The sequence below is a fragment of the Gimesia alba genome (assembly GCF_007744675.1).
In the GTDB taxonomy this organism is placed as follows: Bacteria; Planctomycetota; Planctomycetia; order Planctomycetales; family Planctomycetaceae; genus Gimesia; species Gimesia alba.
Window position 1 is genome coordinate 6,458,041 of sequence record NZ_CP036269.1, and the last position, 13,124, is coordinate 6,471,164.

Here is a 13,124-nt window from a genome sequence, read left to right on the forward strand (position 1 = left end):
AATTCCAGCTTTTCTCTTAAAGCGTCTTTGTCTCGTGTTTAAATCTGTGTTACTCATGCCGCCCCCACCATTTGCTCTGGATTCAAGTGACTGGCCGAAATCTGGCCGACCGCTTCGACATCCGTGTCGCGGGTAATTTCGTTTAAGCTCAATACCACCAGTCGTGGTAATAAGGGGGAGGTAATCTGTTTCAAGCCGGCTCTGATTTGCGGATTGCAGATCACAATCGGATGTCCGCCGGAAGCGACCAGCGGTTCAATCTGATTGGCAATTGCCTGCGTAATCATTTCTCCGGTCTGGGGAGCCAGTTTGATAACCAGCCCATGTTCGTTGTAATCAATGCCCGACATCAGCACATCTTCAAGTTCGGGATCCAGGGTGACGACTCTTAACAGGCGTTTGCTGTCGCGATACTGCTGGCAGATGCTACGGGCCAGACCATTGCGGACATATTCCGTTAAAATCATGGGTTCTTTGGTGCGGTCTGCATAATCGCCGAGTGACTGCAAAATGGTTTCCAGATCGCGAATCGGCACACGTTCACGCAGCAAGTTCGAAAGTACGTGCTGCACTTGTGAAATTTTCAGCACATCGGGAATCAGCTCTTCAACCACTTTGGGAGATGATTCCTTGAGGTTTTCGATGAGGGCATGCACCTGCTCGCGGGTCAACAGTTCGCTGCTGTGTTCGCGAACGACTTCGGTCAGATGCGTAATCACCACAGCCGAGGGTTCGACCACATTGAATCCCATCAACTCGGCGCGTTCTTTTTGTCCCAGTTCAATCCATTTCGCTGGTCGACCGAATGCTGGTTCGACAGTGTCGATTCCAGGAATGTCGCCGTTGGTGGCTCCCGTATCAATGGCCAATAAGCCGTCGGGATAAATCGCTCCCCAGGCCACGGCCACATCGCGGATTTTAATCTGGTAGTCGCGTTGTCCCAGTCGAATGTTATCTCTGATGCGAACCTTAGGCAGAATGATTCCCAGCTCCTGGGCAATTTTGTGTCGGATGCGGGTCACGCGATCCAATAAGTCGCCGCCGGTCGCCGGGTCCGCCATTCGCAGTAAGCCCACGCCCAGCTCCAGTTCCAGCGGATCAACAAACAGATGATCTTCAGGCTTGGGCTCGGGGCGAGGCTGCTCCTGTTGTTGTGTTTCTTCTTTTTGTTTGATCACTTCCGCTGCCTGTTGGCCTTTTCTTCGCAGGGTTCCGGTAATGGCACATCCCACGGCCAATGCCAGCATCGGCCCCGCGGGCAAGCCGGTAAAGGCCAGTGCAAACAGAAACGTTGATGCCAGGAACAAGGCTTCGGGGTGACCGGAGAACTGCCTGACCACGTCACGCGGCAGATTACTGTCAACCGAAGTTCGCGTTACAATCAAACCAGCGGCCAGTGAAATCAGGAAGCCGGGAACCTGTGTGACCAGACCATCACCGATCGTGAGTGTGGTAAAGACGGTTGCCGCTTTGCCCAACTCCATGCCATGATCGACCATGCCGACATACAGACCACCGACCACATTGATCAACGTAATGATAATACTGGCAATGGAATCGCCGCGGACAAACTTACTGGCACCGTCCATTGAGCCGTAGAAGTCGGCTTGTTCGGTAACCTCTTTGCGGCGTTCTTTGGCTTCTTCCGAACTGATCAAACCGGCATTCAAATCGGCGTCGATCGCCATCTGCTTACCGGGCATACTATCGAGTGCAAAACGGGCGGCCACTTCACTGATGCGGGTCGCACCTTTGGTAATCACCATAAATTGAATCGTGACCAGAATCACGAAGATAATCAGTCCCACTACCAATTCACCACCGGCAACAAACTGACCGAAGGCTTCAATCACACCGCCGGCAGCAGCCGTTCCGTCGGCAGCACCACGGGTTAAAATCAAACGGGTGGAAGCCACGTTGAGCACCAGTCGCGCCAACGTGGTACCCAGCAGAATGGCAGGGAATACACTGAATTCCAGCGGGCGTTTGACGTAGATTGTCGTCATCAAAATCACGACCGAAACCGTGATGTTGCAAGACAATAAGAAGTCCATCACGAACGGAGGCAACGGCGCAATGATCACCAGAACTGAACTCACTATGACTAGTGGGAAAATCAGCCCGGAATTGCGCAAGATTGATCCGGATAGACCGGTTTTAGACTCCGGTGGCATCCATGCCTCCGCGATATACAGTAAATTGGATTAGTGAGTAGGAATTACAGAACAGTAAGGAAGTGAATTGATTTGATTTTGAGATGGATGAGAGAGAGGCGAGTGATAATGAAATCTTCAAATTCTGTCCAGAGGATTTCTTAATATTTCGTTCAAGTTTTTTTCAGTATCAGCCGAGAGCCTGGTTTCAAGCCAACATTTTCTGAACCAGATGGGCTTCTTCCACACCCGTTAGACGAAAATCGAGACCCTGGTAAAAATAGGAAAGCTCATGGTGATCAATGCCCAACAGATGCAACACGGTCGCATGAAAGTCGCGAACGTGAACCGTATCTTCGACCGAGTAGTATCCCAGTTCGTCAGTTTCTCCTATTGTGACACCCGGCTTCGAACCGCCGCCAGCCACCCACATTGTGAATGCATCGATATGATGATCGCGGCCGATCAGATCGCGGGGTTCGCCCTGAGGGGTTCTTCCGAACTCTCCCCCCCAGATGACCAGCGTATCCTCTAACAGCCCGCGCTGTTTCAAATCTTTGACGAGTGCCGCCGATGCCTGATCGGTTTCCAGACAGCGTGCATCCAGCGCATCGCCCAGATCAGTCCCTTTATTTCCATGATGGTCCCAGTCGGTGTGGTACAATTGGACAAAGCGGCAGCCTTTTTCGATTAACCTGCGTGCCAGCAAACAGTTACGAGCATAAGAGGGCTTTGCCGGGTCGACGCCATACAGATCGAGTGTTTCTTTGGTTTCGCCGGACAAGTCCATCAACTCTGGTGCACTGGACTGCATGCGATACGCCATTTCGTAAGCGGAAATGCGTGTCGAGATTTCGGGATCTCGCGTTTTTTCCAGACGCAGCGCATTGAGTTCGTTCACGGTATCGATAAATTCGGACTGCCGTTTCTGATCAATTCCCTTCGGGCTGGACAGATTCAAAATGGGATCGGCGCCATTCAGAAAGGGAACGCCCTGATACGTGGTCGGCAGAAACCCGCTACCCCAAAGAGGAGCCCCGCCACGGGGTCCGCGGGGACCAGACTGCAGCACGACAAAGCCGGGCAGATTTTGTGATTCACTGCCAATCCCGTACGTCACCCAGGCCCCCATACTAGGACGCCCGAACTGCTGTGTGCCCGTATTCATAAACAGTTTGGCCGGTCCGTGATTGAACACATCCGTTTTCATACTTTTCAGAACCGTAATATCGTCGGCCACACTCGCCAGGTGCGGAACCGCATCCGAAAGTTCCGTTCCCGCGGCACCATGCTTTTTGAATTTGCGGCGCGTGCCCAGCAGCTTGGCGTCTTTTTTCAGAAACGCGAACTGCTTGCCTTCGACATACGATTCGGGAATGACTTTGCCTTCCAGTTCCTGGAGTTTGGGTTTGAAGTCAAACAACTCCAGCTGGCTCGGCCCTCCCGCCATGAACAGATAGATCACGTTTTTGGCTTTGGGGGGATGATGTGTTTTCCCCAGCGCGGAAGGCCCCGCTTGTGCCTGTTGCTCATTCTGCAGCAGTGCAGCCAGCCCCATCGCACCGGCTCCCACAGCGCAATTCTCAAAAAAGTGGCGTCGTGTCTGATCGCGTAATACGAGGTCGTCAAAACTCATCCGCTGTCTCCTTGAATGCCACGTTGTTGAAACACGGCATTCAGTTTGAGAAAATGTGTTATTCGCGTGTAATAAATTCATCCAGATTCATCAGGACACGGGCGACCGCCGTCCAACTGGCGGCTTCCGCGACATCGATTTCTTTCGGTCGCTTATCTGAAGCGACCTGAGCCGCTTCTTTCGGTGATTCCTTAAAATGCGCCCGCTGTTCGTTTAAGTAACGGGTCAGCACATCCAGTTCATGATCAGAGGGCGTCCGGGACAGACAAATCTGGAATGCCTGTCTCATTCGACCTTCATCGTAATCGGGACCTTCTGTGAGTATTCGCACAGCAAAGCCCTGAATCAGTTCAAACAGGGAATGATCGTTGGCCAGCGTTAACGCCTGCAGAGGTGTATTCGAACGAACGCGGCGGGTGCACGTCGTATTACTGTTGGGGGCATCGAAGGTCGGCAGCATCGGATACGGGCTTGAACGCCAGAAATACGTATACATGCCACGGCGGTATCGATCTTCGCCTTTCTCTTCCGGCCAGGCTTTTTTGTTTTGTGTCAGAACATAAATCCCCTCAGGTTGAGGTGGATAAACACTCGGGCCGCCAATTTTTCGCGTCAACAAACCGCTGCTGGCGAGAAAAATATCACGGATCGATTCGGCTTCCATCCGAAACCGGTTCTGACGAGAAAGTAGCAAATTGCGCGGGTCCTGTGATTGGTTAGTAGGAACAAAGTCCGACGCCTGACGATAGGCGGCCGACATCACAATCAGTCGATGCAGTTTTTTCATATCCCAGCCATTGTGCATAAACTCTGCAGCCAGCCAGTCGAGTAGCTCGGGGTTGGTCGGCGCGGTTCCCTGCGTGCCGAAATCGTTTTCGGTTTCGACGATCCCTTTACCAAAGAAGCGTTGCCAGTAACGATTGACGGTCACCCGGGCCGTCAGAGGTTGCTCGGGACTGGTGAGCCAGTTGGCAAAATCCAGGCGCGTCGGTGTTTTCACAGCTTCGGGCATCGGCGGTAAGACATCCGGAACTCCGGGGCTGACACGCGCACCGGGTGCCAGAAAATTACCTCGCAAGAGAATAAACGTTTCGCGTGGTTTTGGCAGTTCCTTCAAGACCATCGTCGTCACAATGGCTTTATTCAGTTTGGTCTGCTCTGCTTTCTGCTTTGTCAACTGCTCGTTCAGTTGAGACCATTTTGCATCCGACTTATGAAACTCATCGGCTATCTTCGCCTTCAGTTTTGCATCCCATTTTTCTTCCGGTTGCTTTAGCTGAGCAAGAAGCTCAGAATCAAAATTCAACACGCCAGGGCCAACGTTCGTTATCGCGAAACGGAAACGACCGACATTGTACCTGGAATCACGAGTCTGGGTTAAGGTGATTCGCAACTTCATTGGCTCGTCGGATGTGAGTGCTTCGTTCAAATGTAGTATCGCGTGACGATTCACATTCATCTTGCCTTTTTTCACGTTGATCGCCCAACCGGTTTTCAAATCGCCGTCGACCAGATTTTGAGCGGGAAACTTCACTTGCGAATGGTCGGCGGTCGCTTTCGCCAGCTTCACCGGCTCATATGCTGACCAGCCGGCTTTCAATTTTCGTGCGACTTCCACGCTGACTTCATCCAAGACAAAGTTCCCATTGCCGGCCCAGCCGGGTCCCATTTTCGGCAGGCTCTCATGCGTGAGTACTTCCAGCCGCACTCCCGTCGTTCCCGAGGGAACCATCGCCGTTTCGACGACATAGGTATCGTTGTTAGGAATCTTGCCACCGACCAGCAGTGAATCATCTTCCAATACCGTGATCGTCGCTCCATTCTCGGATTTCGCAGTCTCTGATTTCAGAATCGCCCATTGCTGTTCGGAATCTTTCAGAGCCTGCTTCAGATCCTGTTGCCACGTCTGAAATTTCGGTTCCAGTTGTTTTTTGCGTTCTGCCAGTTGTTTCTCGATCTTTGTTATCTCTTGTTTGAGACTGGCCTGCTTCGCTTTCTGTTCGTCGGTTGGCAGTGCTAAGGTCGGTGGCGCACTGTTTATGTCAGCCGTACTATTGAAGATCGCATACAGTTGATAGAAGTCCCGCTGTGTAATCGGATCGTACTTATGCTTATGACATTGAGCACAGCCGACAGTCAGTCCCAGGAATGCGGCCCCTGTTGTATTCACCCGATCGACGACTGCTTCGACACGAAACTGTTCCGGGTTCGTGCCCCCTTCCTGGTTGATCAGTGTATTTCGATGAAAGCCGGTCGCGATTAATTGTTCGGTCGTCGGATTGGGCAGTAAGTCGCCGGCCAGCTGTTCTTTCACAAATTGATCAAAGGGCATGTTTGCATTGATGGCGTCGATCACCCAGTCCCGGTATTTCCAGATCGAACGCGGGCCATCGATGGTAAAACCATTGGAGTCAGCGTAGCGGGCCACATCCAGCCAGTGCCGCGCCCAACGCTCACCATAGTGAGGAGAGGCCAGCAGCCGATCAACGAGCCGCTCATACGCCCCCGGTTTCGTATCTGCCAGGAATTGCTGCACCTCTTCTACAGAAGGAGTCAGCCCCGTTAAGTCCAGACTTAAACGACGAATCAATGTGCTGCGGTCTGCTTCTGCTGAGGGTTTCAGTTTGTTCTGCTCTAACCGGCTCAGAATCAATGCGTCGATCGGATTCCTGACCCACGCCTGCTGTTTGACCTCAGGCACTTTTGGCCGCTGGATTGGTTGGAATGACCAGTGGTCTGATTGTTTCTGCGTCGCTTTTAGCGTTCGTTCCGCCTCAGGAATTTGGCCGCCCTGATCAATCCATTGTTGAATCAGCGCAATTTCGGCTGGCTTCAACGGCTCCTGATCGTGAGGCATCCGGGGAATTTTGCCTTGCCCCGACAGACTCAGGAACAGAGGGCTCTCGGCACTCTTACCGGGAATCACCGCCGGACCCCGGTCTCCCCCTTTGAGAATGTTCGCACCAAAGTCCAGTCGCAGCCCCGATTCTTCGGCATCTTGAGAATGACAGTCGTAACAGTGCTGCTTCAGTAAAGGTCGAATCTGTTTTTCAAAATCAACCTGTGCTTGTTTCTCAACGGCCCATCCGATCTGCACGAATACAAGCAGGATGAAAGCAGCGGTTGTCACTCGTCTTAACAAATTCCGCATTGGTAAACCTGAATTAAAAATGAACCGCACTTCTGTGATCAGAGATCAATCTCGTCCCCACCCTGGTTTACGATGCAGAAAGCCGGTTTGCTGGAGAAGCATGGAAGGTCGCGCGTTATTTAAGTAGATTAATTATCAGCGTACCACCGGGCGCAGCAGATTGCAAGTTTTTGTTACATGTACAGCCCGAAAACCGACTGATTGCAACCGATTGTAAAGCCGTCTCGCTTACTCGCCTTCAATCCGCAAGGCGGTAATTTTGACGGGATCTGCGTCCGCCAGAAAGCTCAGATAACATTCTTTGCCCGATTGCTGGGCAGGCTGAGTGCAAGTCAGTACGCGATGTCGGCCGACACTGATCACAAACCGGTTCCCGGTACCCACAAAGCGAATGCGGACCCGTTTCGACTTGGGACTCGCTTCCAGATGCAGTTTGTTACGTTTCAGTTCTTTGGTTGCGTCTTTCAATTCTGCAGACACACTCACTGAATCATGTTGAAAGTGAACCGAACTCGTCACCAGCACTTTTTCCGGATGTGCCGGATCTCTGGTCAAGAGCTGCAATTCAAACGCGGGAAGCCGCTGTTCCACTTCCACGGCAAAACTGACACTGATTTTTTGATAAGGCCGCACAAACGTCGCTGCCGAAATCTGTTCCGGAGTGGATACCATTCCCTCATCAGTAAACTTCCAGCCTTTGCTTTTCCAAAGCAAGCGGTAAAACGGATTTTGCCAACTCGTGGATTCCAGCTCGCCTTTTTTGAGAGTGCCGACATCGGGCAGCAACGGTTGCCGATTTGCGGTCTGCGTCAGCACCAGTTCGGTCTGTGGTGTTGTCTGTGACAGCGAAGTATTCGGAATCTCTCGATCCGTCTCTGTTTCCTCTGGTTGCGTATTTGAAGAATCGGATTGTGGAACCGAATAGGCAGGCTCGCCTTTGGTCTGCGATGACGTAGTCTCTGATTGCACAGGAACTGATTCCTGGCTCTGAATCTTGTAAATCAGCAAGGCGGAAACAAGTACAATAAAACCAAACAGCAGGGCTCCCGGCTGGATGCGTTTGACGACTCGAATCCTGTGGTCCGATTCCTCGGGCATCAATTCTTCAGGCACCATATCAATCTACTCCGTCCTGTCGAGATGATTCACACAATTTCTGAAACGGCGCCCCCAACGCGCGTTCCAGAGAAAACGATTCAATTCCAAACTGACTCTTGAGTGACTGATACTGCTCTACGGCCTCGCATAAATCACTCGGACTCAACTCTGCTTTCCGTTTGACCGCCTTGATCAATAAATTCTTCGGAGTATGTTCCGTATCGATGAATTCTATAACTTGTGCGCGATATCCGCAAATTTCCAGCACCAGAGCCCGCAAGGCATCCGTCACCAGAGCCGCCGTTTTTTCTTTGAGAATTCCATGCTGCAGCAATCCTTTCAGCGGCTGGCTTGTGATCTGCTGAAAGATTTCATGCTGGCAACAGGGGACCGCCATGATGACTGACGCCTTAGTTTGAATCGCAGACGCCAGGGCGGCATCGGTGGCAGTATCACAGGCATGCAGTGAAATTGACAGGTCACATTTTCGGTGAGATGCATCAAACTGAGAAATATCGCCGGTCTGAAACGAGAGTCCCCGGCACTGCAACCGGTCGGCGATACTCTGACAATGTTCCACCACAGTTCGTTTCAGGTCGAGTCCCGTAATCTGTACTTCGCGTTGCAGCACTTCCGTGAAAAAATAATGTGTCGCAAAGGTCAGATAACTTTTTCCGCAGCCGAAATCAACAATCTGCAGCTCTCCCGTCTCAGGCAATCCAGGAACGATATCGTTGATGAATTCCAGATAACGGTTGATTTGACGAAACTTGCGGTACTGTGCCGACTTCACATTGCCGGCAGATGACATCACACCGATCGCTTCCAGAAACGCGCAGGGAGTCCCTTCCGGAATCAGATACTGCTTGCTGCGGTTATGCGGTTCAGCCGACAGGGGTTTGGCTTTGGTCGGTGCCTGCTTTTTCAGGCGGACGGTTCCCTGTTTTGTTTTTTGAAAATGAAAATCGGCTTCCTGAGTGTAAAGATAGCCTTCCCGAAAATGATCAGACCATAATTCGGCAACACGCTGACCCACCTCCTCCGGCTGCAGATTTTCATGAACTTCCTGCTGTCCCTTTAAAAGGGCTGCTTGAAAATGAAGTTTGTCTTTGATGATCACAGGTCGCAACGTCACTTTTTTCCAGGCAGACGTACGCTTCTCGAGCGGTTTACTCAAAACCAACTGAATACAAGTTCCCTGATTGAGTGCCTGCGTGACCTCAACTGGTAACGTGGATTCATTCTGTGAGGGTTGAGGTTTCATCAACTGAAATAGATTCCTGGAAAAGGCTGTGAGTTTCTCGTTTGCGATAAATCGTTTTTGCCAGACCACTCAGTATCGGAATGGCAATAATCTGACAACCGACAATGATCATATAGACTGTGGTTGAAGTCTCTCCTGGCAAAAGCGTCAAATATTTTCCCAGTAACAGTTGCAGCGTTAAGACAGCAGCCACAAAAGCGGATGCCGGCAGTGGTAAGTGTTCCGCCTTCCTGTTTCGAACTACCATCTGAAAGCAGACCAGACAAAACGCCGCCAGGAATCCAACGGTCACAACCTGCTGCCAACCCAGATACAAACCGGTCAGAATCAACAGACAACTCGTCCCGGATTGAAACAGCGTGCTCGGCTTCTCTTTTTGAATCATGAGCGGCCAGCTATACAGGAAGCCCACAATTCCACCATAAAACAATCCCCACCACAGCGTCATCAAGGACGCGCCTTGAAAGCCCCAGTGAAGTGAGCCGTGGTATCGCACCTCACTCAGGATCAGGTCTGTCGCAGTCGGCTTGGCTGCCGCCGTAATCATCGCAGGCACTGGATGGAGTTCCGGCAGAAAAAGCCCCGTCGAAAAGCCGATCACAAAACACCACATCAACAGCCGCAAGGGAATCTTCTGGCGATCAAATTGAATGTAAGCAGCCGCCAGTACCACCACAAAGAGATAACAATAGTAAAGATCAAGGGCAATCAGATCCCAGGTATGCCCTTCCAGAATCTGGTAAGCACCCCAAAATTTATTCGGTATCCGGTAAGGCACAAACCGCCCCCCCGAATGAACGAGTGAGAAATACAACAGGAGAAAGAAACAGCCGACCATCGCTTCGACGATCGGATAACGTATGGAGATCGGTGCCTGGCAAGTCCGGCATTTTCCGCGAAGCAGGAGCCAACCAATGATCGGCAAATTATCGCGGGTTTGAATCGGAGTTTCACAAACGGGGCAACGCGACTTGGGCTTGGAAATGTTCAACCCCAGCGGCAGGCGATAGATGACCACATTTAAAAAACTGCCAATCACTGATCCCATGACGAAGCACCAGACTGCAGTAAAAACCTCCAACCCCCACAAGCTGATACTTGAGGAATACACTAACATCGGATGCATGGTTCAGTGTCTATCTATTGTTTCATCTGTTTCACAATACTGAGTTCTTGTTACCTGATCGACCCACGACTGCTTCCTCATTGAAAAAGGGTCATCCAGACGCGCCATTCATTAAAAACGCGCTATTCACTTCATCAAAAAGTAATGGATTCCGGCAAATTGCACAATTCCCCCATTCCGGCAGTCCCGAAAAATACCGAGTACAATTCAAATCAGACGAATTCGAAACATCAATTTTTTATGCCAAACAAAAATACCTACACCATCTTACGTAACTGGTACCCCCCTTTTCTGAAAGTGGGACAAGTTGCCGCTTTCTCCGAATCCTCAGTCAACACAACCAATTCCATGTACCGATAATTTATACATCTCAAAATTAAGAAAATGAGGACCTCGACTCCTTCGGATACGAATCTAATCTCTCAAATTTCCATCTAATCGTATGCGAAAGAGTATCTCAAGAAGCAAGCAGCATTCAGACTCGTCAAGAATCTCGAATTTTTACCTGATCAGATGCAGAGTCCACTCTGCATTTTGACGGGGGAGGCTTCTTACTTCCTACTGAACACAGAGAGACCATCCAGATTCTTGCAAGAAACTCAAACGCTCAATGTCGTTTCCTGCAATACTCAAAATACATCTTGTCGATTTTGGAAAGAATACAGAAATGAATTCAAGGATGACGCCGCACCTTTGGATTAAATGTTCAACATTAATCGTATTCACAACCGTCCTGCAGACTGCCTGTGATGTTCATGCAGCACCAGGTCCCCGATTGCTCGTTCCCAATATCAGCGATCAACCAGCTAAAATACGACAGGTGAATACCACCGAAACAGAAGTGGAAGAACCACTGGTCGCCCGCAAACCCGACCTCAGCATCGAAGCGCGGAAACCAAACCTCGTCGCGGACGACGCAACCAGCAAGAAATCGAAAACAGACGCCGTCCCCGAACCGAAACCGTTCCCGGGAATTGCCAAAAAGACAACGCCTTCCATGGAAAAGCCAACAGCGCCGGAAGTCCCCAAAATTGTCGACCCGCTTGATAAACTGGTTGATGAAGCAATTGAGGTTTCTCATCGTCGAATGTTGCACACCAACGTTCACACTCCCTGGCAGATCGCTCATGGTATTCTGGCCCTCCGTTGGGAATACGCACTGTATCAAAACAAAAAACGCATCCGCGCCATCGACTGGGTCTCGACAGGTCCCAACTTCCGCGGTCGCCCCTGGTTCATTACTACAGACAATGGCGGGAAAGGGCACCCCTTTACCGAGCCCTATGCCTTTGAAGGTCACCCCAACCAGTTCCTTGCCTTTTATGGAATGGCCGGCATCCCCCTGGATCATAAAATTAACACCGGCGAAAAAACGATTACCATCGCTGACATGATTCGAAATGCCAAAGCAGAAGTGAATACTGACGAAGAAATCACCTGGACCCTCTGGGCATTTTCACGCTACCTGCCTTGGGATACCGAATGGACCAGCAACCGAAGTGAAGAGTGGAGCATTGAAAAGCTGGTTCGAGTCCAGATGCAGTCAGAGCCCACCAAGTCAGCCTGCGGCGGCACGCATGGCCTGTTCGCATTAGCGAGTGCAGTCAACAGCTATGCCAAAGATCAAAAGCATCTGCGTGGCACCTGGCTGGAAGCCAGCATGCGAGTGCGTCAATATATCGAATATGCCCGCTCGATGCAGAACCGGGACGGTTCCTTCTCATCAAAGTATTTTGAAGGCCCTGAATACGCCAGCGATGTCAACAAGCGAGTTTCCACAACCGGACATACGCTGGAATTCATCATGGAAGCCTTACCGCAAAAACGTTTGAACGAACCCTGGGTCAGAAGTGCCGTTTCCCGGATTGCCAATGACCTGATCCAATACAAGAGCCAGCCTCTGGAACCGGGCGGCATGTATCACGCGATTGACTCTCTGGTGATCTACCGGGAACGCACTCGCCCGAAATATGCCCAGTACCTTGAACAACTTGCGAAGCAGAAAGACTTTGATCAACCAGAACCCTCGGAACCAATTGTTGGCTACTCGAAGCGATTTCAGCAACAGCAGCAAAATGCACCTCAATATAATTACCAGCCACAATATCAAAATAGCAATCAGTCGAATCAGTCCAATCAGCCGACCTCACGACAGGCACGCCGCCGCTTCTTCTCACGTTTCCGCTAAGACAGACGGACCAACACTTATTCGGTTTTGGTCTCAGACGAATCGCCATTCGTTTCTTTGATATTTCGAATGGAAGGCACCCAGGTCCGCTGATCATCAACCGTCTCACGGATCGACTCCAGCGTCGGCGGTTGATTATTACCATAATCAACATGACTGGAACGTTTTCGAGGCCGTGGCTTGTACTCGCAAGTCTCGGCTTCTTTCTTTTTCCAAAAGTGCCACAAACTGAGAGATTCCTGATGCGCTTCGGGCGGTTTTTCGCGCAACAGCCACAGCACGAGCAGCAACACTGTGATCACGCCAATCGCCACCATCATCGGCCTGCCCGGCGGTTCCCCACTCGTGACGACCACGAAGATACAGGCAAACAATCCCCCGACCAGGGTAAACACAGTTGCCAACCAGGCCGCCGCCTGATCTCCTGAACCATGAGGGGATCGACCTGCTGTCATCTGAGGGCTCTCCGGAATACTACACATGACTTAAGATATGATGTGCCGTTCTT

General features: G+C 51.0%; 8 protein-coding genes. 1 reads left to right on the plus strand and 7 read right to left on the minus strand.

All coding sequences use genetic code 11. The features are described 5' to 3' along the window. Positions 1–53: 53 nt before the first annotated feature. The 6 genes from flhA to Pan241w_RS24100 form a co-directional block, all read right to left on the minus strand. On the minus strand, positions 54–2,174 hold the full coding sequence (flhA, locus tag Pan241w_RS24075; RefSeq protein WP_198000117.1) for a flagellar biosynthesis protein FlhA: 2,121 nt from the start codon (positions 2,172–2,174) through the stop codon (positions 54–56). Between the two features lie 187 nt (positions 2,175–2,361). Continuing rightward, entirely contained in the window at positions 2,362–3,789 is a 1,428-nt protein-coding gene (locus Pan241w_RS24080) for a DUF1501 domain-containing protein (protein ID WP_145220743.1), read from the minus strand. A 58-nt stretch (positions 3,790–3,847) separates the two neighbouring features. Beyond that, positions 3,848–6,940, minus strand: a complete 3,093-nt coding sequence (locus Pan241w_RS24085; protein WP_145220745.1) for a DUF1553 domain-containing protein — start codon at positions 6,938–6,940, stop codon at positions 3,848–3,850. Positions 6,941–7,168: 228 nt separating this feature from the next. Further along, entirely contained in the window at positions 7,169–8,056 is an 888-nt protein-coding gene (locus Pan241w_RS24090; protein WP_145220747.1) for a hypothetical protein, read from the minus strand. Between the two features lies 1 nt (position 8,057). Next, positions 8,058–9,302 carry a class I SAM-dependent methyltransferase gene (locus Pan241w_RS24095; RefSeq protein WP_145220749.1) on the minus strand — a complete coding sequence of 415 codons (1,245 nt, stop codon included), beginning with the start codon at positions 9,300–9,302 and terminating at the stop codon, positions 8,058–8,060. Further along, positions 9,277–10,350 carry a prepilin peptidase gene (locus Pan241w_RS24100; RefSeq protein WP_198000118.1) on the minus strand — a complete coding sequence of 358 codons (1,074 nt, stop codon included), beginning with the start codon at positions 10,348–10,350 and terminating at the stop codon, positions 9,277–9,279. The genes Pan241w_RS24095 and Pan241w_RS24100 overlap by 26 nt, the downstream gene beginning before the upstream one ends. A 745-nt stretch (positions 10,351–11,095) precedes the next feature. Here Pan241w_RS24100 and Pan241w_RS24105 point away from each other — a divergent pair. Beyond that, the gene (locus Pan241w_RS24105; RefSeq protein ID WP_145220751.1) at positions 11,096–12,616 is read left to right on the plus strand and encodes a hypothetical protein; all 1,521 of its coding nucleotides are present in this window, start codon (positions 11,096–11,098) and stop codon (positions 12,614–12,616) included. Positions 12,617–12,633: 17 nt separating this feature from the next. Here the strand turns inward: Pan241w_RS24105 and Pan241w_RS24110 are convergent, their stop codons facing one another. Next, entirely contained in the window at positions 12,634–13,071 is a 438-nt protein-coding gene (locus tag Pan241w_RS24110) for a hypothetical protein (protein ID WP_145220753.1), read from the minus strand. Positions 13,072–13,124 lie beyond the last annotated feature (53 nt).

Bases quoted from the DNA above. Each gene is read 5' to 3' on its own strand.
- Pan241w_RS24110 (WP_145220753.1), bottom strand. From the start codon at position 13,071: ATGACAGCAGGTCGATCCCCTCATGGTTCAGGAGATCAGGCGGCGGCC.
- Pan241w_RS24080 (WP_145220743.1), bottom strand. From the start codon at position 3,789: ATGAGTTTTGACGACCTCGTATTACGCGATCAGACACGACGCCACTTT.
- Pan241w_RS24090 (WP_145220747.1), bottom strand. From the start codon at position 8,056: ATGGTGCCTGAAGAATTGATGCCCGAGGAATCGGACCACAGGATTCGA.
- flhA (WP_198000117.1), bottom strand. From the start codon at position 2,174: ATGCCACCGGAGTCTAAAACCGGTCTATCCGGATCAATCTTGCGCAAT.
- Pan241w_RS24085 (WP_145220745.1), bottom strand. From the start codon at position 6,940: ATGCGGAATTTGTTAAGACGAGTGACAACCGCTGCTTTCATCCTGCTT.
- Pan241w_RS24100 (WP_198000118.1), bottom strand. From the start codon at position 10,350: ATGGGATCAGTGATTGGCAGTTTTTTAAATGTGGTCATCTATCGCCTG.
- Pan241w_RS24105 (WP_145220751.1), top strand. From the start codon at position 11,096: ATGAATTCAAGGATGACGCCGCACCTTTGGATTAAATGTTCAACATTA.
- Pan241w_RS24095 (WP_145220749.1), bottom strand. From the start codon at position 9,302: ATGAAACCTCAACCCTCACAGAATGAATCCACGTTACCAGTTGAGGTC.